Source organism: Pseudomonas sp. W2I6, assembly GCF_030815935.1.
In the GTDB taxonomy this organism is placed as follows: domain Bacteria; phylum Pseudomonadota; class Gammaproteobacteria; order Pseudomonadales; family Pseudomonadaceae; genus Aquipseudomonas.
This window is the reverse complement of sequence record NZ_JAUSXJ010000001.1, coordinates 4,682,132-4,702,765: the sequence shown is the minus strand read 5'-3', so window position 1 is coordinate 4,702,765 and position 20,634 is coordinate 4,682,132. Positions and strand designations below refer to the sequence as shown.

24 protein-coding genes are annotated in these 20,634 nt (G+C 61.6%); 10 read left to right on the top strand and 14 right to left on the bottom strand.

Annotated features, from left to right (window positions below; translation table 11 throughout):
- The first annotated feature begins 1 nt into the window (after position 1).
- Positions 2–865: a DNA-3-methyladenine glycosylase gene (locus tag QF039_RS21670; RefSeq protein ID WP_307523014.1), complete on the top strand. Its 864-nt coding sequence runs from the start codon at positions 2–4 to the stop codon at positions 863–865.
- Between the two features lie 123 nt (positions 866–988).
- On the opposite strand, the gene QF039_RS21665 is transcribed toward QF039_RS21670, so the two are convergent.
- From QF039_RS21665 to QF039_RS21635, 7 genes are all read right to left on the bottom strand, one after another.
- The gene (locus QF039_RS21665) at positions 989–2,338 is read right to left on the bottom strand and encodes a CoA transferase (protein ID WP_307520612.1); all 1,350 of its coding nucleotides are present in this window, start codon (positions 2,336–2,338) and stop codon (positions 989–991) included.
- A gap of 40 nt (positions 2,339–2,378) precedes the next feature.
- Positions 2,379–3,722: a cell wall metabolism sensor histidine kinase WalK gene (locus QF039_RS21660; RefSeq protein ID WP_003220063.1), complete on the bottom strand. Its 1,344-nt coding sequence runs from the start codon at positions 3,720–3,722 to the stop codon at positions 2,379–2,381.
- A 65-nt stretch (positions 3,723–3,787) separates the two neighbouring features.
- Complete coding sequence (locus QF039_RS21655) at positions 3,788–4,252, bottom strand: Spy/CpxP family protein refolding chaperone (protein ID WP_087692654.1); 465 nt, start codon at positions 4,250–4,252, stop codon at positions 3,788–3,790.
- 244 nt (positions 4,253–4,496) lie between these two features.
- Positions 4,497–5,174 (bottom strand): response regulator transcription factor, encoded by a 678-nt coding sequence (locus QF039_RS21650; protein ID WP_003220065.1) that lies wholly within the window; start codon positions 5,172–5,174, stop codon positions 4,497–4,499.
- Positions 5,175–5,181: 7 nt separating this feature from the next.
- Complete coding sequence (locus tag QF039_RS21645; RefSeq protein WP_003220067.1) at positions 5,182–5,589, bottom strand: hypothetical protein; 408 nt, start codon at positions 5,587–5,589, stop codon at positions 5,182–5,184.
- Between the two features lie 106 nt (positions 5,590–5,695).
- On the bottom strand, positions 5,696–5,995 hold the full coding sequence (locus QF039_RS21640; protein WP_087692655.1) for a YciI family protein: 300 nt from the start codon (positions 5,993–5,995) through the stop codon (positions 5,696–5,698).
- A 1-nt stretch (position 5,996) separates the two neighbouring features.
- Positions 5,997–6,593 (bottom strand): septation protein A, encoded by a 597-nt coding sequence (locus QF039_RS21635; RefSeq protein WP_102369772.1) that lies wholly within the window; start codon positions 6,591–6,593, stop codon positions 5,997–5,999.
- Positions 6,594–6,680: 87 nt separating this feature from the next.
- On the opposite strand from QF039_RS21635, the gene QF039_RS21630 reads away from it, so the two are divergent.
- The 6 genes from QF039_RS21630 (at position 6,681) to rluB (ending at position 11,687) form a co-directional block, all read left to right on the top strand.
- Entirely contained in the window at positions 6,681–7,544 is an 864-nt protein-coding gene (locus QF039_RS21630) for a PHP domain-containing protein (RefSeq protein WP_003220073.1), read from the top strand.
- A gap of 13 nt (positions 7,545–7,557) precedes the next feature.
- Positions 7,558–8,187, top strand: a complete 630-nt coding sequence (locus tag QF039_RS21625; RefSeq protein ID WP_003220075.1) for an L-threonylcarbamoyladenylate synthase — start codon at positions 7,558–7,560, stop codon at positions 8,185–8,187.
- 120 nt (positions 8,188–8,307) lie between these two features.
- Positions 8,308–9,006 (top strand): ScpA family protein, encoded by a 699-nt coding sequence (locus QF039_RS21620; protein ID WP_177021748.1) that lies wholly within the window; start codon positions 8,308–8,310, stop codon positions 9,004–9,006.
- A 12-nt stretch (positions 9,007–9,018) separates the two neighbouring features.
- Positions 9,019–9,978, top strand: a complete 960-nt coding sequence (scpB, locus tag QF039_RS21615; protein WP_307520604.1) for an SMC-Scp complex subunit ScpB — start codon at positions 9,019–9,021, stop codon at positions 9,976–9,978.
- Positions 9,979–10,104: 126 nt separating this feature from the next.
- On the top strand, positions 10,105–10,296 hold the full coding sequence (locus QF039_RS21610; RefSeq protein ID WP_003220079.1) for a DUF1289 domain-containing protein: 192 nt from the start codon (positions 10,105–10,107) through the stop codon (positions 10,294–10,296).
- Between the two features lie 143 nt (positions 10,297–10,439).
- The gene (rluB, locus tag QF039_RS21605) at positions 10,440–11,687 is read left to right on the top strand and encodes a 23S rRNA pseudouridine(2605) synthase RluB (protein WP_177020975.1); all 1,248 of its coding nucleotides are present in this window, start codon (positions 10,440–10,442) and stop codon (positions 11,685–11,687) included.
- Between the two features lie 209 nt (positions 11,688–11,896).
- On the opposite strand, the gene QF039_RS21600 is transcribed toward rluB, so the two are convergent.
- Together QF039_RS21600 and QF039_RS21595 are read right to left on the bottom strand one after the other, a co-directional pair.
- Complete coding sequence (locus QF039_RS21600; RefSeq protein ID WP_307520599.1) at positions 11,897–12,856, bottom strand: leucyl aminopeptidase; 960 nt, start codon at positions 12,854–12,856, stop codon at positions 11,897–11,899.
- Between the two features lie 77 nt (positions 12,857–12,933).
- A complete protein-coding gene (locus QF039_RS21595) occupies positions 12,934–13,071 on the bottom strand; it encodes a hypothetical protein (protein ID WP_003175756.1) in 138 nt (45 codons plus the stop codon).
- 525 nt (positions 13,072–13,596) lie between these two features.
- On the opposite strand from QF039_RS21595, the gene QF039_RS21590 reads away from it, so the two are divergent.
- Positions 13,597–15,009, top strand: a complete 1,413-nt coding sequence (locus tag QF039_RS21590) for an amino acid permease (protein WP_177020974.1) — start codon at positions 13,597–13,599, stop codon at positions 15,007–15,009.
- Between the two features lie 886 nt (positions 15,010–15,895).
- Positions 15,896–16,309, top strand: coding sequence for an alternative ribosome rescue aminoacyl-tRNA hydrolase ArfB (arfB, locus tag QF039_RS21585; RefSeq protein WP_003212972.1), 414 nt, complete (start codon positions 15,896–15,898; stop codon positions 16,307–16,309).
- Here the strand turns inward: arfB and QF039_RS21580 are convergent.
- The 3 genes from QF039_RS21580 to QF039_RS21570 form a co-directional block, all read right to left on the bottom strand.
- Positions 16,306–17,505 carry an MFS transporter gene (locus tag QF039_RS21580; RefSeq protein WP_177008479.1) on the bottom strand — a complete coding sequence of 400 codons (1,200 nt, stop codon included), beginning with the start codon at positions 17,503–17,505 and terminating at the stop codon, positions 16,306–16,308. The genes arfB and QF039_RS21580 overlap by 4 nt on opposite strands.
- An 86-nt stretch (positions 17,506–17,591) precedes the next feature.
- On the bottom strand, positions 17,592–17,765 hold the full coding sequence (locus tag QF039_RS21575) for a hypothetical protein (protein ID WP_008430977.1): 174 nt from the start codon (positions 17,763–17,765) through the stop codon (positions 17,592–17,594).
- A 74-nt stretch (positions 17,766–17,839) separates the two neighbouring features.
- Entirely contained in the window at positions 17,840–17,968 is a 129-nt protein-coding gene (locus tag QF039_RS21570) for a hypothetical protein (RefSeq protein WP_003212978.1), read from the bottom strand.
- Positions 17,969–18,330: 362 nt separating this feature from the next.
- Here QF039_RS21570 and QF039_RS21565 point away from each other — a divergent pair, with 362 nt between their 5' ends.
- Positions 18,331–19,605 carry an MFS transporter gene (locus QF039_RS21565; RefSeq protein ID WP_052024259.1) on the top strand — a complete coding sequence of 425 codons (1,275 nt, stop codon included), beginning with the start codon at positions 18,331–18,333 and terminating at the stop codon, positions 19,603–19,605.
- Here the strand turns inward: QF039_RS21565 and QF039_RS21560 are convergent.
- Positions 19,602–20,186 carry an HD domain-containing protein gene (locus tag QF039_RS21560; protein WP_275964791.1) on the bottom strand — a complete coding sequence of 195 codons (585 nt, stop codon included), beginning with the start codon at positions 20,184–20,186 and terminating at the stop codon, positions 19,602–19,604. The genes QF039_RS21565 and QF039_RS21560 overlap by 4 nt on opposite strands.
- A gap of 33 nt (positions 20,187–20,219) precedes the next feature.
- Positions 20,220–20,531, bottom strand: coding sequence for a DUF962 domain-containing protein (locus QF039_RS21555; RefSeq protein ID WP_003212984.1), 312 nt, complete (start codon positions 20,529–20,531; stop codon positions 20,220–20,222).
- Positions 20,532–20,634: the final 103 nt, after the last annotated feature.

Sequence of the window (20,634 nt, the reverse complement as noted above, 5' to 3'; positions counted from 1 at the left end):
AATGCAGCTGGCGTATCAGGCGCCGTATGACTGGGCGGCGATGTTGGGCTTTTTGTCGGCGCGGGCGATCAGCGGGATGGAGACGGTGGACGCTGGCGTTTACTCGCGCAGTATCAGTGTCGACGGTCAGCAGGGTTGGCTCAGTGTGTCGCCCGGGGCCGGGGATTGGCTTGAGGTGACGGTGGGCTTCCCCGACCCGGCAGCGTTGCCGGAAATTGAGCGGCGGTTACGGGACATGTTTGACCTGTCGGCTGACCCGAAGCGGATCAACCGGCAATTGGCGAATGATCCCTTGATGGCGAGCTTGGTGGCGGCGCGTCCTGGCTTGCGGGTGCCGGGAACCTGGGATGGTTTGGAGCTGGCGATCCGCGCGGTGTTGGGCCAGCAGATTACCGTGGTGGCGGCGATCAAGCTGGCGGGCAAGCTGGTGGCGCAGTACGGCACGCCGCTGGTGACGCCCCATGCCGGTGTGACCCATGTGTTTCCTTCGGCCGAGGTGCTGGCAGCCGCAGATTTGGCAACCCTCGGCATGCCGAAAAGTCGCGGGCGTACCTTGTCGGGCGTGGCCCAGGCGTTGCTGGATGACCCGCAGATCTTCCAGGCGAAGGCGAACCTGAAGGAAGGTGTGGCGCGGTTGGTCGCATTACCCGGGATTGGTGACTGGACGGCGCAGTACATCGCCATGCGCCAGATGCGCGAGCAGGATGCGTTTGCCTCGGGGGATATCGGTTTGATCAATGCGCTGGTGGCGCTGGAAGGCGGGCCGGTGAGCCCGCGCCAGTTGCTGGCGCGGGCTGAGGCCTGGCGACCGCTTAGAGCCTATGCGGCGCAGCATTTGTGGACATCACTGAGCCGCGCGGATTGATTCTGCATACCTGTGGCGAGGGAGCTTGCTCCCGCTGGGGCGCGAAGCGGCCCCATTGACCCAAAAGCTGGGGCCTGCTGCGCAGTCCAGCGGGAGCAAGCTCCCTCGCCACAGGATCTTCGGTCACCACTGAGGGCGGTGTGAGCCCAATTCCCCTGCGGGCAAGTCCCACTGCAACGGTGTCCCGCTGATGGTCACCGGGGGCAGCAAGCGGTGGGCCGGGCCCCAGGCGGTTTGCTCCACCACCAAGCCTTGATCACCCGGTTCTTCGGCCCGCAGCGGTAGTTGTTCAGGGACTTGTCCTGCGTCCACCAACAGCTTTGCCGTGCGCGCGAGGGACAACAATGCCGAACCGCCGCGGCCGGATTTCAATCGTTCACTCAACGCCTGGATCGCACTGGCCGCCATCAAATACCCGGTGGCGTGGTCGAGCGCCTGCAACGGCAGCGGCACCGGTTTGTCCGAGTTTTTCCACTGCCTGCCAGCCTCGGCAATCCCGGTGCTCATCTGCACCAGGCTGTCGAACCCCCGGCGATTGCGCCACGGGCCGCTCCAGCCGTAAGCGTTGAGGCTGGCGTCGATCAGGCCAGGCGCGAGGGCTTGCAGCGCAGCCTCACCGTAGCCCAGCTGTTCCAGTGCATCGGCGCGGTAGCCGTGCAGCAGAATGTCGGTGTCCTTGAGCAGGTTTTCGAAGATCAGGCGGTCGTCGGGGTTTTTCAGGTCCAGGCGGGCGCAACGTTTGCCCAGGGTCATTTCCGGCACCACGCCGGGTTCGTTCCATTCAGGGGAATCGATGCGCAGTACATCGGCGCCGAGGCCTGCGAGAAAACGGCTGGCGGTGGGGCCGGCCAATACGCGCGTCAGGTCCAGCACCTTGATGCCCGCCAGCGGCCTTGCCACCGAGCCCAGCCAGGGTTTGTCGCTGAGGGCTGCAAAGGTCTGGCGATGGACCAGCGGTTCCTGATTGACCGCCAAGCCTTGTGGATGAACTTGCCAGTCTTGCCATGAGCGCATCTGCGCCGCACAGCCGTTCGCCTCGACGATCGCCTGTTCCAGCTCGGCAGCGGTCCATGGCGCAACCTTCGCGGCCATTGCTTCACGGTCAGCGACCTGCCCGAGTACGCGCTCGGCGGCGGCACGGTGATGCGGTGCATTGGTGTGCAGGCGAATCCAGCCATCGGTGCAGGCGTAGTCGCCGGCAATCGGGTCCCACAGCGGCGGGGTGGTCCAGCCATCGGGGCGCAGCGAGGAGGAGAACCAGAACGAGGCGAGGCGCCGGTCCACGGTCACCGAGGGCTGGCGCCCGGTTTGCTGCAACAGCAACTGGGCGACCGCCTGGCCTGCGGCACCGATGCTGGCGCTGGCCAGTTCGGTGACGGCAAAGGTCGAGGGCAGGGCGCCGACCTCGGTTACGGCCAGTGGGGTGACGGGTAAATCGAGTGCTTCCTGGATGGGGGTGAGCAGATCAGTCATCAAAGGCCCTCCTAATGAGAAGGACCATCATAGAAGATCATCAGGGTTGAATGACAACCCCCGGCTCCAGCGGCAGGTCCACGCTGGCGATAAAGCCGCCGCCTTGATGATTGGCCAGGATCAGGCTGCCGCCATGGCGCTCTGCGGCGCGCCGCGCAATGGCCAGGCCCAGGCCATGGCCCTGGGCGGTTTGCCCCGGGGCGCGGTAAAACGGCTCGCCGAGTTGGCTCAGGTGTTCGGCATCCACGCCGGGGCCGTGGTCGCGCACACTGATCACAATGCGTTCGCCCTGGCGTCTGGCTTCCATTTCAATCGGTTGGCCGGGCGGGTTGAAGCGTTGGGCGTTGCGCAGCAGGTTATCCACCGCGCGTTCGATCATGGTCGGCCAGCCCTTGAGGTGCAGCCCGGCCTCGGCATCCAGCTGCACGGGTTGGTCCGGCGCGCCGAGCAAGGCGTCTTTTTGCAGGGTCCGGAGCAACGGGTTGAGGTCGATGTCTTCGGCACTGGCGTTATCGGCGTCCACCCGGGCGAGTACCAGGATTTCGCTGATCAACGCTTCCAGGCGGTCGCATTCGCGGGTCAGGCGCGGCCAGAGTTTTTCCCGCGCTTCGGGCGTGGCCCGTTCTGCCAGGGCCAGGGCGATCCGCAGGCGGGCCAGGGGCGAGCGCAGTTCATGGGACACATCCCGCAGCAACTGGCGCTGGCTGCCGATCAGGCTTTGCAGGCGGGCGCCCATGCGGTTGAAGTCGGTGGCCAGTACGCCGAATTCGTCGCGACGGTTGGCCAGCCGCGCCAGGCTGTTCTGCTGATAGGTGGTCTGGCCCAGGTCGTGCACTGCGCCGCGCAGGCGGCTGAGGGGGCGGGTGATGGACAGCGTCACCAACAAGCTGAACAGGGTCAGCACCACCAGCGCAATCGCCAGGGCACTTAACGGCCAGAGCAGGCTGCTGCGGTGCCAGGCGTCCAGTTCCGGGTGGGGAATGCGGTAGATCAGCAGGTAGGTGTCGCCGGTTTTTTCGCTGGTGTACTCGGCGGTCAGCCGGCGCCAGGGCAGGTGGCGGTCCTGGCTGTCGTTTTGCCGGGCTTCGAGGGCGGCGGCGCGGCGCGGGAAGGTGCCGCGCACCACAGGCTCGCCGCTTTCGTTAAGCACTTGCACGTCAATGTGGTACTGACGCTTGCGCTGCTGCAGCAGCTCCTGGGCGGCGTCTTCGCCCTGGGCCTCGTAAAGCTGCGTCCATTCCTGCGCGAGGTTATTGAGCCCAGGGTGGCGGCTGAGAATCCAGGCGTCCTGGTTGAGCATATGCCCAAGCAGGATCGACAACCCGGCAACCAGGGCGATGGCCAGCCAGAAGCTGGCAAGGACGCGCCAGAACAATGAACGCACAAGAAATCCTCAAACAGGAAAAGCCCAGCGGCGGTGGCCACTGGGCTGGGAGTGAAGCTAGATCATTATTGCGCTTTTTGCGGCTGCTGGGCTTTCCAGGCCTGGAATTCCTTCCACTCGGCGCGGCGCTCGGCTTGTTTCTTCACGATCTCGTCGAATTTCTTCTGTTGATCGGGTTTCAGCACGGCACGGATGTCGGTCTGGGTTTTCTGCTTGGCGGCCGCCATTTCGTCTTTCATGGCTTTCTGATCAGCGGCTGGCAGTTTGTCCAGGTACTTGCGCACCAACTCTTTGCGAGCGTGCCATTGCTGGCCCATCAACTTGCCGATCTGCTGGCGCTGTTCAGGGCTCAGGTCCAGCTGGCTGAAAGGGCCACCTTTGCCCCGCATGCCGTGTTCACCGCCGTGACCTGGGCCACCCATCATGTGGCCTTCAGGACCGCCCATCGGGCCTGGGCCTTCTGGCGCAGCGGCCATGGCAACGGTTGGCAGGGCAGCAGCGAACATCAAAGCGATAAGGGTCTTGCGCATGGTGATTCTCCTGTCTCTATTCCGGTGAGTCCGGATGTGAGTAGATTACGGAGATCAAGGTCAGCGGCAGTCAGGGGACGGTAAAGCTTGGGTAAAGAGGATTTTGGGCGGGGCTGACAAAACTATTGGCGACCGTAGCAGCTGTCGAGCCTTGGCGAGGCTGCGAGGCAGGCGCTGCGGTCTGACACATGTACCGAGGAGATGCTGTCGCAGCCTCGCCGAGGCTCGACAGCTGCTACGCGGGCTAGAGGCTGTAGTAATAGCCGCGGCTACGCAGCGCCACGATCCGTGGCCGGCCATCCGGGTGCGGGCCGATCTTCTTGCGCAGGTTGCTGACGTGCATGTCCAGGCTGCGGTCATACAGGGTCAGCTTGCGGCCCAGGGCGATTTGCGCCAGTTCCTGCTTGTCCAGCGGCTCGCCGGGCTGGCGCAGCAAGGCTTCCAGCAGGCGGCTTTCGGACACGGTCAGGGCAAATTCCTGTTCATCGATAGTGACCACGCCACGCACCGGGCTGAAGCACAGGTCGCCCAGTTCCAACTGAGTGGACACGGCGGCCGGGTGGCTGCGGCGCAGCACGGCGCGCAGGCGCGCGGTCAGTTCACGAGGATCGCAGGGTTTGGCCAGGTAGTCGTCGGCGCCCAGTTCCAGGCCGAGGATCCGGTCCAGGGGTTCGCCCCTGGCCGAGAGCATCAGCACCGGCAGTTCCGGGTGGTCGCTGCGCAATTGCTTGAGCAGCTCCAGGCCGCTGCCGTCGGGCAGCATCACGTCGAGCACCACGGCCGCCGGGGCGGCTTCGGCCAATGCCTTGCGGGCGCTCAAGCCGTCATGGCAGGCGCGCACCTGGAAACCTTCCTGGCTCAACCAACTGGTCAGCAGCTCACAGAGCTCCTGGTCATCATCTATCAGTAACAGCTCGCTCATGACTCACTCAATTTAGCCATTGTCGACGGCGCCGGTGCCCGCCACTGGCGAAGATCCCGCATAACAGGGCGATCAGCGCGACTGCCCCGCCGGTCACGAACCATTGTTGTTGCTCGGTAAGCCAGCGTGGCAAGGCACTGCCCTGTGCTTCTTTGAGTTGCTGGACCAGGCGTTGGTTCTCCTGGCGCAGTTTACTCAGTTGGGTACTTTCCCGCGTGGCGTCAGCACTTTGCAATTGCTTGCTCAGCTCATCGCGCTGGCGTTCGCTCTCTTTCAAACGTTGCTGCAAATCGGTGATCTGGCTGCCGGCACTCAAGGACAGGGGCGTGGAACTGCCGGTGTTCGAGGTTTCTTCAGCGTGGGCCGTAGCCCCGATCATTAACACTGCCAACAGACACAACTGACGTAAGCGCATCGGAACTCCTGATTCCACACGAATATTCAGAACGTTGTCGGCAGGTTACCGGGAATAATGAGCGTTTAGGAGTGCGCTGAAGCCATTTGGTTCAGCGCGCAACGAATCAAGGCAGGACTTGCTTGAACGGTTTGACCAGCACCTGGGCGTACACGCCGGCCGCTACATACGGATCAGCATCGGCCCAGGCTTGTGCCGCCGCCAGGGAGGCGAACTCGGCGACGATCAGGCTACCGATGAAACCGGCGTCTCCCGGGTCGTTGCTGTCTACCGCAGGATGCGGGCCGGCCAGTACCAGGCGGCCTTCGGCTTGCAGCTGTTTCAGGCGCTCGACGTGGGCCGGGCGTACGGACAGGCGTTTTTCCAGGGAGTTGGCGACGTCGGTGGAAATGATGGCGTAGAGCATGTCAGTCCTCGGTTTTCGGCGTGGTAGGGTCGGTGTCATGCAGGTGGCGCGACAGGTAGATACCCTGGCCGACCAGGAACAGCACGGTCATGCCCAGGCTGCCGAACACCTTGAAGTCCACCCAGTAGCTCTGGAAGGTAAAGGCGACGAACAGGTTGGCAGCGCCGCAGAACAGGAAAAACACGATCCAGGCGATGTTCAGGCGGGTCCACACCGGGTCTGGCAAGGTCAGCGCGTGGCCCATGATCCGCTTGATCAGCAGGCGATCACCGATGAAGTGGCTGCCGATAAAGGCCAGGGCGAACAGCCAGTTGACCACCGGGGCTTTCCATTTAAGGAAGGTTTCGCTGTGGAAGGCCAGGGTCAGGCTGCCGAACACAAGGCAGGCGACCAGGGTCAGCCATTGGCTTTTTTCCAGCTTGCGCTGGGAGATGAAGAGCGCGCCGTAGACCACCACGGAGCTGATGATCAGCACCGCCGTGGCGCTGTAGATGCCGCCGACAGTCAGCTCGTGGCCGGCAAGATCGATAACGCGAGGGTCGGTTTTGTAAACGATGAAAAACAGCAACAGCGGGATGAAGTCGATGAATTGTTTCACAGTAAGAGCCAGAAGCTGGATGTGGCGGCATAATAACAAACATCCTTGGTAGCGAAAGCGCCAGCTGACTTGAGGTTACACACTCCCGTGAATGTTGATTTGCACTGCCATAGCACAGCCTCCGACGGCGCCCTGGCGCCCGCGGTCCTGGTTGCGCGTGCGTTTGAAAAAGGCGTGCGAGTCCTGTCGTTGACCGACCACGACACCCTCGAAGGCCTGGCAGAGGCCCGCGAGGCGGCGCATGCGTTGGGCATGCAACTGGTCAACGGGGTTGAATTGTCCTGCACCTGGGGCGGCGCAACCATCCACGTATTGGGCTACGGTTTCGACGTCAACGCGCCGCCGCTGGTGGAGGCCATCGCCAAATTGCACGATGGCCGCTGGCTGCGGTCCGAAGAAATAAGCCGCAAGCTGGCCCTCAAGGGCATGCCCAACGGCCTGGAAGGCGCCCGCGCCATCCAGCAGGAACTGGGTGACAGCGGCAACGCCCCGGCCCGCCCGCACTTTGCCGACTGGATGGTGCGTGAAGGTTTTGTAAAGGATCGCGCCGAAGCGTTCCGCAAATGGCTGGGTGCCGGCAAGCTGGGGGACGTCAAGCAACACTGGCCAACCCTGGAAGACACCGTTGGCACACTGCGGGCAGCAGGTGCATGGGTCAGCCTGGCGCATCCGTGGCATTACGATTTCACCCGCAGCAAGCGTCGCAAGCTGATTGGCGACTATATTGGAGCGGGCGGCCACGCAATCGAAGTGGTCAACGGGCATCAACCCGCCGAGCAGGTAGGCAGCCTGGCGATTCTTGCCCGCGAATTTGGTCTGCTGGTCAGCGCCGGCAGTGATTTTCATGGCCCCGGCGGCTGGTCCGAGATTGGCGAGTACCGCGCCGTCCCGGAAGATTTGCCGCCCCTTTGGTGTCGCTTCAAACATGACCCCATTATTGCCACCGTCTGAACAGGTAGAACACGTGAGTCAATTCTTCCAGATTCATCCGGAAAACCCGCAGGCGCGCCTGATCAAACAGGCCGTGGAGATCATCCGTGCCGGTGGCGTGGTGATCTACCCCACGGATTCGTCCTACGCCATCGGTTGCCAGATCGGCGACAAGAATGCGGTCGAGCGCGTAAGACGCCTGCGTGACCTGGACAAGAACCACAACTTCGCACTGATTTGCAGCGACCTGTCCCAGCTGGGGCTGTTCGCCAAGGTCGACACCGGCACCTTCCGCCTGCTCAAGGCCCACACGCCGGGGCCCTACACCTTCATCCTCAACGCCACCCGCGAAGTGCCGCGCCTGCTGCTGCACCCGAAGAAGCGCACCATCGGCCTGCGGGTGCCGGAACACCCGATCGCCCTGGCGCTGCTGGCCGAACTCGGTGAGCCGCTGATGAGTGTGTCGCTGATCCTGCCGGGGGAAGAAGAGCCGTTGTACGACCCTTATGAAATGCGCCGGCTGCTGGAAAAACACGTCGACCTGATCATCGACGGCGGCTACGGCGGCAACAAGGCCTCCACCGTGATCAACCTGGCCGATGGCGAGCCGGAAGTGGTGCGTGTGGGGTGTGGCGACCCGGCACCGTTCATGGTCGAGGCCTGAATGTCGGCCGTGGAAACCGTCGACAGCCAGGCGGGCGCCCAGCAGGAACTGCCATTTGCCATGGTCTACGGCCAGGCCGTCATGGAAATGCCGCTGGACCTGTACATCCCGCCGGATGCGCTGGAAGTCTTCCTCGAAGCCTTCGAAGGTCCGCTGGACTTGCTGCTGTACCTGATCCGCAAGCAGAACATCAATATCCTCGACATCCCGGTGGCGGAAATCACCCGCCAGTACATGGGCTACGTCGAACTGATGCAGACCGTGCGCCTGGAACTGGCCGCCGAATACCTGGTGATGGCCGCGATGCTCGCGGAGATCAAGTCACGCATGCTGCTGCCGCGCTCGGAGACTATCGAGGCGGAAGAGGATGACCCCCGCGCCGAACTGATCCGCCGCCTGCAGGAGTACGAGCGCTTCAAGGCCGCGGCCGAAGGCATCGACGGTTTGAGCCGGGTCGGCCGCGATGTGCTGGTGCCCAAGCTCGACGCCCCGGAAGCCCGGGCGCGCAAGCTGCTGCCGGACGTGAGCCTGGAAGAGTTGCTGATGTCCATGGCCGAAGTACTGCGCCGTGGCGATATGTTTGAAAGCCACCAGGTCAGCCGCGAGGCACTGTCCACCCGCGAGCGCATGAGTGATGTGCTGGACCGCCTCAAGGGCGGCGGGTTTGTGCCGTTTGTCGAGCTGTTTACCAAGGAGGAAGGGCGCCTGGGGGTAGTCGTGACCTTTATGGCGATCCTTGAGCTGGTCAAGGAATCCTTGGTCGAGCTGGTCCAGAATGAGCCTTTTGCGGCTATCCACGTGCGGGCGCGAGCCGAATAAAGAGCTGAATCGATGAATCTGACTGAACCCCGCGAACTGGCTCCGCTGCTGGAAGCCTTTCTCCTGGCCTCGGGCAAGCCGCAATCCCTGGAGCGCCTGTTCGAACTGTTTGAAGAAGCCGAACGCCCTGAGCCGCCGGTGTTCAAGAAGGCCCTGGAGATTCTGCGCAAGTCCTGCGACGGCCGTGCCTTCGAGCTGCGGGAAGTGGCTTCCGGGTATCGCCTGCAAATTCGCGAGAAGTTTTCGCCGTGGGTCGGCCGCCTGTGGGAAGAACGCCCGCAGCGCTATTCCCGCGCGATGCTGGAAACCATGGCGCTGATCGCCTATCGCCAGCCGATCACCCGGGGCGAGATCGAAGACGTGCGCGGCGTCGCGGTCAACAGCCATATCGTCAAGACGTTGCTGGAGCGGGAGTGGATCAGGATCGTTGGCTACCGCGACGTGCCCGGCAAGCCGGCGATGTTTGCCACTACCAAGGTGTTCCTCGACCACTTCAACCTGAAAAACCTCGACGACTTGCCGCCGCTGGCCGAGCTGCGGGAGATGGAGCCGGACCCGGTCCTGGATTTCGACGACGCACCGGTGCCCGCCGGGTTGCAGGAGCTGGCCGACGCCAGCGCCGAGCCGGAAGAGCCGAAGGAAGAAACCAGTTTCCACACATTGTTGCTGGAACTGGATGACATGGAGCAGGGCATCAAGACCGACTTCGATGACTTGCTGCGTGATGGTGCGGTCAGTGACGGTGAGCAGGAGCCTGCGTTGCAACTGAACGTTGAGGTTGAGCTGCCAGTCGAAGTTGAAGATGAGCCCGAGCCTGAGCCCGAGGAGGACATCCTCGGCGTCGCCGAAGCCCGTGCCAAACTGCTGGCCGCCGTCGCAGCGCTCGAACAACCGCCGCTGAGCGACGAAGAAGACGAAGCCCGCGCCCTGGCCGAAGCCATCGAAAACGAACGCCGCCAATTCGAAGACTGACGCCGCTTCAAAATGTGGGAGCTGGCTTGCCTGCGATGCAGGCGACTCGGTCTTTCTGCTACACCGAGGTGATGCCATCGCAGGCAAGCCAGCTCCCACAGAAAACCAGTGCCTGGGAGGATTTCAATGAGCTCCACCAAAGACCCCTGCATCAGCATCTGCAAATTCACCGACGATATCTGCGTGGGCTGCGGGCGCAGCAAGCGCGAGATCCGTGCCTGGAAGAAACTCGACAAGGTCGACAAGCGCACGGTACTCGCCGAAGCCGAGCTGCGCCTGCTGGCGCTGGGTGCCACCGGTCGGCGGAAAGGCAAATGAGCCTGCACTTATCGACTAGTCTCTGATGCGCAACGCGCGCCATGAGCGTATGATTCGCGACCCTTTGGCGATGCGTTCGCCAAAAGCCCAGCTTTTACTATCTTCAGGCCAAGCCTGAATCGACACACCGGGAGGTGCTTAAGATGAGTGACCAAGACCAGAACGACACCCAGGAAATCGGCCCCGCAGGCGAAAAACTGCAGAAAGTCCTCGCCCGTATCGGCGTAGGCTCGCGCCGCGACGTAGAAGCCTGGATCACCCAGAAGCGCATCAAGGTCAACGGCGTTGAAGCCACCCTTGGCCAGCGCGTCGACCTGCACGATGCCATCACCATTGATGGCAAGGTCATCAAGCGTGAAGAGGCCGCCGAATCGGTGCGCCGCGTCATCATGTACAACAAGCCTGATGGCGAAATCTGCACCCGTGACGACCCGGAAGGCCGTCCAACCGTATTCGACAAGATGCCGCGCCCCAAAGAAGGCCGCTGGATCAACATCGGTCGTCTCGACATCAACACCACCGGCTTGCTGATGTTCACCACCGACGGTGAGTTGGCCAACCGCCTGATGCACCCTTCCTACGAGATGGACCGTGAATACGCGGTACGTGTGCGTGGTGAAGTCGATGACGAAATGATCGAGCGCTTGAAAGCCGGCGTCGTGCTGGAAGACGGCCCGGCCAGGTTCACCGACATCAAGCAGGCTCCAGGCGGCGAAGGCTTCAACCATTGGTACCACTGCGTGGTGATGGAAGGCCGTAACCGTGAAGTACGTCGCCTGTGGGAATCCCAGGGCCTGGTGGTCAGCCGCCTGAAGCGCGTGCGTTTCGGCCCGGTGTTTCTCAACTCCGACCTGCCGATGGGCCGCTGGCGCGAAATGAGCCAGTACGAAGTCGACATCCTCAGTGCCGAAGTCGGCCTGACGCCGGTGGCCATGCCGCAGATGAACGCCAAGAGCAAAGACAAGCTTGAGCGTATGCAGCGTAAATCGTCGCGTCCGGTGGCGCGTACCGACCGTGTTGCCCGCACCCTGCGCCCTGCGCTGGATGCACCGGCCACGGGCGGCCGCATCTCCCGCGAGCCGCACATCGAAGGCGAGCGTCGTCCTTCGGCACCGGCCCGTCAGGATGGCGAACGTGCGCCGCGCGCACCGCGTCCAGCCGGTCGTGGTGATGCACCTGCCGGCGGTCGCGGTAACCGTGGCGAGTCTGGTCGTGGTGCTCCGGCTGCGGGCCGTGCCGACGACAGCGCCAGCACCAAACGCCCAGCCAAGCCATCGCCGAAAAAGCGCCCGGGCCTGAAGCTGGTCGATGACGCGCCATCGGGCAAGCGTCGTGGTGCACCGGCCGGTTCCGGCCAGCGTCCAGGTTTTGGTCGCAAGAAGCCGCAGTGATTCGTTAAGCGCTGCATGAAAACGCCAACCCTCGGGTTGGCGTTTTTTTTGGGCCTGGATTTGGAGTGCTTTCTATCAAGCAGACCTGATTTCCTGTGGGAGCTGGCTTGCCTGCGATGGCATCACCTCGGTATTGCTGATAGACCGAGTTGCCGGCATCGCAGGCAAGCCAGCTCCCACAGTTGATCTCCATTGTTTTGGCGGGCGTGTCAGAACATGAAAGCCCCATCGAACACGGGTTTATCGTCGAGGGCCAACACGCCACTGGCGAAGATCAGGTCAAGGTGGTGGCTGCCTTTCTGCCCGCCACCCAATCCCAGGTGCAGCCCGCAATGACGCTCTTCAAAGCCGGCGTTGCGCGCATACAAATCCTTCACGCCTTCATTGGTGCCAATGCCCAGTTCTTCCACCCGGCGATTGGACGGGTTGGCATTCAGGTATTTGTTGAAGTCATCCGCCAGCCCCGGCACTTCGCTGGCCACGGTGCAGATGGTCGAGTTCTCGATCCACAGTTCCAGCGGTGATTGCAGCACGCCGTATTTGCGCGCAAAGGGAATGGTGCTGAGGAAGGTGCCGACGAACCGCACCTGGCCGTTGATGGCCTCGCTGTGGGTCGCGATCTCGCCGGGCGCTAGGTCGTGGTTGCCGATGCCGTTGATATTGGTCCACTTCTTGATGCTGCTCATGGGCGCTTCAAGGCGCGAGCCATGCTGGTCGGTGAAGCTCAGCACGCTGGCCTGGGACATGCGCCGGATCAACGTGGCGTTGAGGTCGGCAATCCGCTGTGGGGCGACGCTGAAGGTGTCGTAGAAATAGTCGCCGTAGTCCTTGAGCAGCAGGGATTTTTTCCAGTGCTCGGCCATCACGCCTTGCAGGGCACGGATAAAGTCCGGGCCCTCGGCACGTGGGTTGGGCAAGGTCGAGGAATCGTAGAGAAACATGTACAGGTCGCAGCCTTCGATGGCCTTGGCCAGCGCTTCGCTGGGGGCCTGGTCCAGGCGTTGTACCTGGAAGTCGAAGCGGGCAGCGCTGCCCTGGATGATCGATTGGGCGATGGCGTCGTAGCGTTCGGTATGGCCAAGCAAAATGGTGGGGCGGTGCAGGCCGGCGAGGGCCGGGTGATGGGCGAGGTAATACAGAAAATGTTCGACGGCGCGGGCCTTGTCCATGACGTCCTTCCTTCAAAGCCTTCGGTAGGAGCAGTGGCAGGTGCGGCGTCCCGCACCTGCCGGGGTGCCTGATCAGATTAGAAAGGCCACATCGCGGTGCCGAACGGCACGACGGCATCGGCTTGCATCATTTCAACGGCGGCCTCATGGGTCGGCGCTTCAAACCAATCGTCGAGTTGCAGTTCGGTTTCCAGGTCATTTTCCAGTGCTTGCATGGTGAATCTCCTAGATGACGTTGTTTGAGAACGAGCTTGCCAGCTTGCTGCGCTGGGCAAGTGGATGAACCTAGAAGAGAGTGTTTGGGATTGCAAAATTTTTATTGACACGGTTCCATTTGGATTTTTTATTCCGTTTTGATGGCGATTTGGTTTATGTCGATGAAACAGAGAGTTGGTTGCATCGTTTTGTAGGAATCGTCCTTTCGTCAACTTCTCGTTATCTGAAAGAATTTTCCTAATGTCCCTCCTATCTGCCGCACCGCATCCTGTCAGCCCAGACAGGTTTGGCGGTGTACAATGCGCCGCGTTTTACTGTGATCCCACTCTCTCAGGGCTATCCGCCTTGTTCATTCCGCCTGGCCACAAGCCCGTCGGGTTCGATTTCGTCACAGATAAAAACAACAGGTGACGTATGACCGTAAGAAAAAACGCTGGACCGGGGTTTGATCGGCGCTGCTGTAGCCCGTTACCAAAGCAGCACCCCTCCATGAGCACCCTCAAACCTTGCGTGAGACCCTTTCCATGAGTGAAGCCAACTCGCATTCAGGCGAACTGAAGCGCGGCCTGAAAAATCGCCATATCCAACTGATCGCCCTCGGTGGCGCGATTGGCACCGGGTTGTTCCTGGGGTCGGCCGGCGTGCTGAAATCCGCCGGGCCGTCGATGATCCTCGGGTATGCCATCTGCGGCTTTATCGCCTTCATGATCATGCGCCAGCTGGGCGAGATGATCGTCGAAGAGCCGGTGGCCGGTTCCTTCAGCCACTTTGCCCACAAGTATTGGGGCGGTTTCGCCGGCTTCCTGTCGGGCTGGAACTGCTGGATTTTGTACATCCTGGTGGGCATGTCGGAGCTGACGGCGGTCGGCAAGTATGTGCACTACTGGTGGCCCGAAATCCCGACCTGGGTGTCGGCGGCGGCGTTTTTTGTGTTGATCAATGTGATCAATCTTTCCAACGTCAAAGTCTTCGGCGAGGCCGAGTTCTGGTTTGCGATCATCAAGGTGGTCGCCATTGTCGGCATGATCGCCCTGGGCAGTTACCTGTTGGTGAGTGGCACCGGTGGGCCACAAGCCTCGGTGACCAACCTGTGGGAGCACGGCGGGTTCTTTCCCCATGGCGTGGGTGGTTTGGTGATGGCCATGGCGATCATCATGTTCTCGTTTGGCGGCCTGGAGATGCTCGGGTTTACTGCGGCTGAGGCGGACAAGCCACGCACGGTGATTCCGAAGGCGATCAACCAGGTGATCTACCGGATCCTGATTTTCTACATCGGCGCGTTGGTGGTGCTGTTGTCGTTGACGCCTTGGGACAGCTTGCTGGAGACCCTGAATGCCTCCGGGGACGCCTATAGCGGCAGTCCGTTTGTGCAGGTGTTTTCGATGTTGGGCAGCAATACCGCGGCGCATATTCTCAACTTTGTGGTGCTGACGGCGGCGTTGTCGGTCTACAACAGCGGCACTTACTGCAATAGCCGGATGCTGTTGGGGATGGCCGAGCAGGGTGATGCGCCGCGGGCATTGGCGAAGATCGACAAGCGCGGGGTGCCGGTGCGGTCGATTCTGGCGTCGGCAGCGATTACGCTGGTGGCGGTGTTGATGAATTACCTGATTCCGCAGCATGCGCTGGAGTTGTTGATGTCGCTGGTGGTGGCGACCCTGGTGATCAACTGGGCGATGATCAGTTTTTCGCATTTCAAGTTTAGGCAGCATATGGATCGGACGGGGCAGGTGCCGTTGTTCAAGGCGCTTTGGTATCCGTATGGGAATTATGTTTGCCTGGCGTTTGTGGTGTTTATTCTTGGGGTGATGCTGCTGATTCCGGGGATTCAGGTGTCGGTGTATGCGATTCCGGTTTGGGTGGTGTTTATGTGGGTTTGTTATGGGATCAAGAACAGGCGCAAGGCTCGGGAGGGGGTGGTGTTGAGTCGGGGTTGATCTCGGGTACATATCCGTTGCTGCGGTAACGGCCACTTATGGTTCCGCTCTTACAGCGGGTCACTTTTGGCAAACGCCCCAAAAGTAACCAAAAGGTCTTTGCCCCACCACTCGGTGCCTCGCTTAGGCTCGGCATGCCCGCACTCCGGCCCGGTTCCGCGGGCCGCCGCGACGGGCCATCCATGGCCCGGCGCGGCTAAACCGGCATCCTTGCCGGTTTACCCGCTCCACCGTGCCTGCTTGCGGCCATCGTGGTTGACGGGGCCCGCAGATCAAAATCAAAAGCAAAAGCACGGCGGCCTGAAAGCCGACCTGAGTGTTAAAAGCCAGATCAAAAACCAGAGCGAAAGCAGAGCTGCTTTTCTGTAGGAGCTGGCTTGCCGGCGATGCAGACAACTCGGTGTATCAGGCACACCCAGTTGATGCCATCGCAGGCAAGCCAGCTCCTACATTTGAACCGTGCCCGCTTTAGATTTTGATTTGGCTTTTGCTCTTCAACACTCAAGCCGGCCGGTAGGCCGCTGTGCTCTTGATCTGCTTTTGATCTTGATCTTAGGCGCCCCGTTAAACCACGCTGGCCGAACGCAGGCTTTGGAGCGTGGGTAACCCGGCAGGACGCCGGGTTAGCCGTCCTGGGCCAAGGATGGCCCATGACGGCGGCCCACGGTCCAAAGCCGGAGTGAGGGCACACCGAGCCTAGGCGAGGTGCCGAGTGGTGGGGCAAGAGCGTTTTGCTTACTTTTGCGCTGTTCAAAAGTGAGCCGCTGTAAGAGCGGAACCAATATCAGCCATCACCCAAATAACGGATATGTACCCAGCCCCCAGCCCCCAGCAGCCCAACACATTGGCGTATCCTTACCCCTCCACCCCAAGGCCCGATCAAAAAATGCTGGTGATATCCAACAACGTGCACCTCCCCGACGCCGAGATCGAGCTGACAGCCATCCGCGCCCAGGGCGCTGGCGGTCAAAACGTCAACAAGGTCTCCAGCGCCGTGCACCTGCGTTTCGACATCCCGGCCTCGTCCCTGCCTGACTTCTACAAGGAACGCCTGCTGGCCCTGCGCGACACCCGCATCACCAGCGAAGGCGTACTGATCCTCAAGGCCCAGCAATACCGAACCCAGGAACAAAACCGCGCCGACGCCCTCGAGCGCCTGGTGGAACTGATCCTCAGCGCCACCAAGGTCGAAAAGAAACGCCGCCCCACCAAACCCACCCTGGGCTCAAAGAAGCGCCGCCTCGAATCCAAGACCAAACGCGGCAGCATCAAGGCCGGCCGCGGCAAGGTTGATTTCTAAGCCGCGTCCCGCTCCTCGCGGTACTTCGGCGCCTGCCGGTACAAATACAGGCTCAACAGCAACCCGCCAAACGCCGCGATCGCCGCAAACAGGAAGATCGAGGCAAACCCGAACCCCGCCGCAATCGCCCCGGCCAACGGCCCGGTGATCCCCAACGACAAATCGATAAACAGCGAATACGCCCCCACCGCCGCACCCCGGCTCGAGGCGGGCACCAGGTTGACCGCCTCCACACCCAAGGCCGGAAACACCAGGGAAAAGCCAAACCCGCTCAACGCCGCACCCGCCAACGCCAAATGAGGATCCGGCGCCAGCCACAGCAGCAGCAGCCCCAGCGTCTCCACCGACAAACAGGCAATCGCTACGCGAAACCCGCCAATGCGGTTGATCAAATTGCCGAACAACAACCGCGCCCCGATAAAGCTGGCACCGAACAGGCTCAGGCACAGCACCGCGTTATCCCAATGCTGGGTCGCGTAATACAAGGTGATGAAGGTGGCGATGGTGCCAAACCCGATCGAGCCCAGCGCCAGCCCGCAGCCGTGAGGCAACACGCGCCCCAGCACATGCATGAACGGCAGGCGCTCGCCCACCACGATCGGCGCGGCGACTTTCGGCCAGGCCAGCAGCAGGCCCAGCACCGCCAGCAGGATGATGCTGACGCCCATGCTCCACAACCCGAAATGACTGACCAGCAACACCCCCAGCGGTGCGCCGATGGCCAGGGCGCCGTAGCTGGCGATGCCGTTCCAGGAGATGACCTTGGCGGTATTCGCCGCGCCCACCCGGCCAATGCCCCAGCCGATGGAACCCGAGCCCACCAGGCTTTCAGCGCTGCCCAGCACCAGGCGGCCAATCAGCAGGCTGGTGAGGCTCAGCGCCGGCAGGTGTGACAGCCACGCCGAGAGCAACATGAACACGCCGCTCAACCCGCAACCGGCCAGGCCGTACATGACGGCGCGCTTGCTGCCGCGGTTATCGATGATGCGTCCCGCGTAGGGCCGGCTCAGCAGAGTGGCCAGGTATTGCACGCTGATCACAAGGCCCGCGATCACGGCGCCAAAGCCCAGGTCGCTGTGCACATAGCCAGGCAACACGGCCAGGGGAATGCCGATATTCAGGTAGCCGATGAAGGTGAACAAAACGATGGAAACGACTTGCAGCGTGACCGCCATGGGGCGCTGGGTATCTGGCATGGGGAGAGGTCCACTGTCGCAGCAGGAAAAGATAGGCTGCTTATGATACCGATGCTGGGCGCGTGCGGGGGCAGCAAAGCAAACTTTTAGCGATCGGCGGGGTTGAGCAGTTGCGTGGTTACCAACGCGGCGAGGGCGTTTTCCTGGGTGCCGAAGCGCTTGAGCAGGAGGGCCTGTTTTTCCGGGGTGAGGCGGTTCCATACGTCGACCATGTGCAAGGCAGTATCGAGCAGGGCGGTATCGGGGGTGGTGTCGGTCATGGCGGGGCTCACGGTGTTCAGGCGGTGTGGAAAGCGCGCAATGTCACGCTTTCCACACGGTCTGGGTACGGCTCTCAGTCTTCGCTCTTGCGGTCGACCGGTTTTGCCTCTTTGGGCTCGGGCTTGGTGGCACCGGCCTGTTGCGGGGTTGGCTGCTCAGTTTCGTGCAGGCTTGGGAAGGGGAGATTAGGGATTTCGTGCATCGTCGTCGCTCCTCGCAAGATCTGTTTTATCAATCGCAGGTGATTCCGCGCGTTCAAAAAGCCTGTGCAGGATACAGCACTGTAAATGACAGAAAGATTTTATCTCAGAAAATGAACGCGTCTTCATCCCGCCGCGCAAGTGACGTGGCGCCACAGGGGTGTCGATTGTCATCGTACAACATCACCCTTCACGGATTGACATCGTACTGCGGACTGAATATAACGCTAACAGTTGTATGACGACATATGACGTTACAGTTTTATAGCGCCCGTAATACGGATGCGCTCGGTCGCAGAACGTACGCCTCAAATCTAAAAATAATTAAGGTGAAGCGATGAAAATCAAAGGCATCCGTTGGTGGATGGTCGGGCTGATGACGGTCGGCCTGATTATTAACTACCTGGCCCGCAACACGCTCTCAGTCGCAGCCCCCACGCTGATGACCGACCTGAGCATCTCCACTGAGCAGTATTCCCACATCGTTGTTGCCTGGCAGGTGTGCTACGCCTTGATGCAGCCGATCGCCGGTTATGTGATCGATGCGATCGGTACCAAGATGGGCTTTGCCATCTTCGCCATCTCCTGGTCGGTAGTCTGTGCCCTGGCGGCATTCGCCACCGGTTGGCAGAGCCTGGCAGTGGCCCGTGGCGCACTGGGGCTGACGGAGTCGGCGGGCTTCCCCGGCGGCGTCAAGGCGATTACCGAGTGGTTCCCGGCCAAGGAGCGCTCCGTCGCCATCGGCTGGTTCAACTTTGGTTCGTCGTTTGGTGCGTTGCTGGCGCCGCCACTGGTGGTCTGGGCGATTTTGCACAGCGGCTGGCAGTTGGCATTCCTGATCGTTGGCGGCATCGGCCTGGTGTGGAGCGGGCTGTGGCTGCTGCTGTACAAGCACCCGCGTGACCAGCGCCTGCTGGCCCAGGCCGAGCGTGAGTACATCGAGGCCGGCCAGGAAACCCACCTCAAGGAAGGCGTGCAGAAGAAAGCCAGCTGGAAGCGCATCCTCAAGAGCCGCAACTTTTTCGCCATCGCCTCGGCGCGCATGCTCTCGGAGCCGGCCTGGCAGACGTTCAATGCCTGGATTCCGTTGTACCTGATGACCGAGCGGCACATGAACATCAAGGAAATGGCGCTGTTCGCCTGGCTGCCGTTCCTGGCCGCCGACATTGGCTGTGTGCTGGGTGGCTACCTGAGCCCGTTGTTCCACCGCTACTTCAAGGTCTCGCTGTTCACCTCGCGCAAGCTGGTGATGCTGTTCGGTTGCCTGTGCATGATCGGCCCGGCGTGCATCGGCCTGGTGGACAGTGCCTACACCGCGATTGCCCTGCTGTGTGTCGGCGGTTTCGCCCACCAGACCTTGTCGGGTGCGCTGTTTTCCATCGCCTCGGACTCATTCGGCAAGAACGACGTGGCCACCGCCACCGGTGGCGGGCAGATGTGCGGGTTTATCGGGGCTGCGGCGTTTACTGCGGTGTTCGGCGTGCTGGTGACCAAGGTCGGCTACAGCCCGCTGTTTGTGGTGCTGGCGATTTTCGACATCATTGCGGCCATCGTGATCCTGATGGTGGCCCGGGAGATCGTCAAAGATCCGGAGCCAGCCACCCAAACCGGTCACGGCGGCACATTGCTGCCGGTTTAACCCTGGCGTTCCATCGCCGCCTTGTAGAGCGAGTTCTTCGGCTGGGCAAACACCCGCGCCAGCATCGGCTCGAAGAAGCTCAGCGGCAGGGTGTCGTAGGCCGGGTCGAACGCCGCCGCGTCGTACTGCGCGCAGAACTCGATGGTTTGCCGGTACTGCGGGTGGTCGCCAAATTGCTCGCGCAGGTGGCGGTCCATCCCCAGGTGATGGAAGAAGTAGTAGCCCTGGAAAATTCCGTGCTTCTCCACCATCCACAGATTTTCGGGGCTCACAAATGGCTTGAGGATCGCGGCGGCGATGTCCGGGTGGTTATAGGAACCCAGGGTGTCGCCGATGTCGTGGAGCAGGGCGCACACCACGTACTCTTCATCCCGGCCATCGTGCCAGGCGCGGCTGGCGGTTTGCAGCGAGTGGGTCAGGCGGTCCACCGGGAAGCCGCCGAAGTCGCCCTCCAGCAGCCGTAGATGCGCCAGGATCCGGCTTGGCAATTGCCGGGCGTAAGCACTGAAATCCTTGGCGATGATCGCCCAGTCTTCCTGGGTACCATCCTGCATATGGGTGAAACGGGCCTGCTGGTTCATCAAAGCCTCTCTTATTGTTCTTCAAGCGTGGGGCTAGAACGGCACCTTGCCCAGAATCATGTCGCGGTACATCACGAAATCCCCCAACAGGCTGTACAGCGGATGCTGGAAGGTCGCCGGGCGATTCTTTTCAAAGAAGAAATGGCCGATCCAGGCAAAGCTGTAGCCGGCTACCGGCAGCGCCAGCAGCAGCCACCACGCACCTTTGCCGATCGCCAACGCGAGTATGAAGATAACGAGGCTGGTGCCGATAAAGTGCAGGCGACGGCACGTACTGTTGCCGTGTTCGCTCAGGTAATACGGGTAAAAATCGGCGAAGCTGTTGAATTGCCTGGCATTTTCCACAGTGGTCTGCCCTCTGGTTATTGTTCTGCCCGACAGATGTTCGGCGGGGAGCTTATTTGAGTCTAGAGTCATCAGTGGTAACAGCCAGTGACAATAGATGCCA

Coding starts and splice junctions, on each gene's coding strand:
- QF039_RS21670 (WP_307523014.1), top strand. CDS start 2: ATGCAGCTGGCGTATCAGGCGCCGTATGACTGGGCGGCGATGTTGGGC.
- QF039_RS21665 (WP_307520612.1), bottom strand. CDS start 2,338: ATGACTGATCTGCTCACCCCCATCCAGGAAGCACTCGATTTACCCGTC.
- QF039_RS21600 (WP_307520599.1), bottom strand. CDS start 12,856: ATGGACAAGGCCCGCGCCGTCGAACATTTTCTGTATTACCTCGCCCAT.
- QF039_RS21570 (WP_003212978.1), bottom strand. CDS start 17,968: ATGCACGAAATCCCTAATCTCCCCTTCCCAAGCCTGCACGAAACTGAG.
- QF039_RS21560 (WP_275964791.1), bottom strand. CDS start 20,186: ATGAACCAGCAGGCCCGTTTCACCCATATGCAGGATGGTACCCAGGAA.
- rluB (WP_177020975.1), top strand. CDS start 10,440: ATGAGTGACCAAGACCAGAACGACACCCAGGAAATCGGCCCCGCAGGC.
- arfB (WP_003212972.1), top strand. CDS start 15,896: ATGCTGGTGATATCCAACAACGTGCACCTCCCCGACGCCGAGATCGAG.
- QF039_RS21640 (WP_087692655.1), bottom strand. CDS start 5,995: ATGCTCTACGCCATCATTTCCACCGACGTCGCCAACTCCCTGGAAAAA.
- QF039_RS21565 (WP_052024259.1), top strand. CDS start 18,331: ATGGTCGGGCTGATGACGGTCGGCCTGATTATTAACTACCTGGCCCGC.
- QF039_RS21610 (WP_003220079.1), top strand. CDS start 10,105: ATGAGCTCCACCAAAGACCCCTGCATCAGCATCTGCAAATTCACCGAC.
- QF039_RS21580 (WP_177008479.1), bottom strand. CDS start 17,505: ATGCCAGATACCCAGCGCCCCATGGCGGTCACGCTGCAAGTCGTTTCC.
- QF039_RS21655 (WP_087692654.1), bottom strand. CDS start 4,252: ATGCGCAAGACCCTTATCGCTTTGATGTTCGCTGCTGCCCTGCCAACC.
- QF039_RS21575 (WP_008430977.1), bottom strand. CDS start 17,765: ATGACCGACACCACCCCCGATACCGCCCTGCTCGATACTGCCTTGCAC.
- QF039_RS21590 (WP_177020974.1), top strand. CDS start 13,597: ATGAGTGAAGCCAACTCGCATTCAGGCGAACTGAAGCGCGGCCTGAAA.
- scpB (WP_307520604.1), top strand. CDS start 9,019: ATGAATCTGACTGAACCCCGCGAACTGGCTCCGCTGCTGGAAGCCTTT.
- QF039_RS21650 (WP_003220065.1), bottom strand. CDS start 5,174: ATGAGCGAGCTGTTACTGATAGATGATGACCAGGAGCTCTGTGAGCTG.
- QF039_RS21645 (WP_003220067.1), bottom strand. CDS start 5,589: ATGCGCTTACGTCAGTTGTGTCTGTTGGCAGTGTTAATGATCGGGGCT.
- QF039_RS21595 (WP_003175756.1), bottom strand. CDS start 13,071: ATGCAAGCACTGGAAAATGACCTGGAAACCGAACTGCAACTCGACGAT.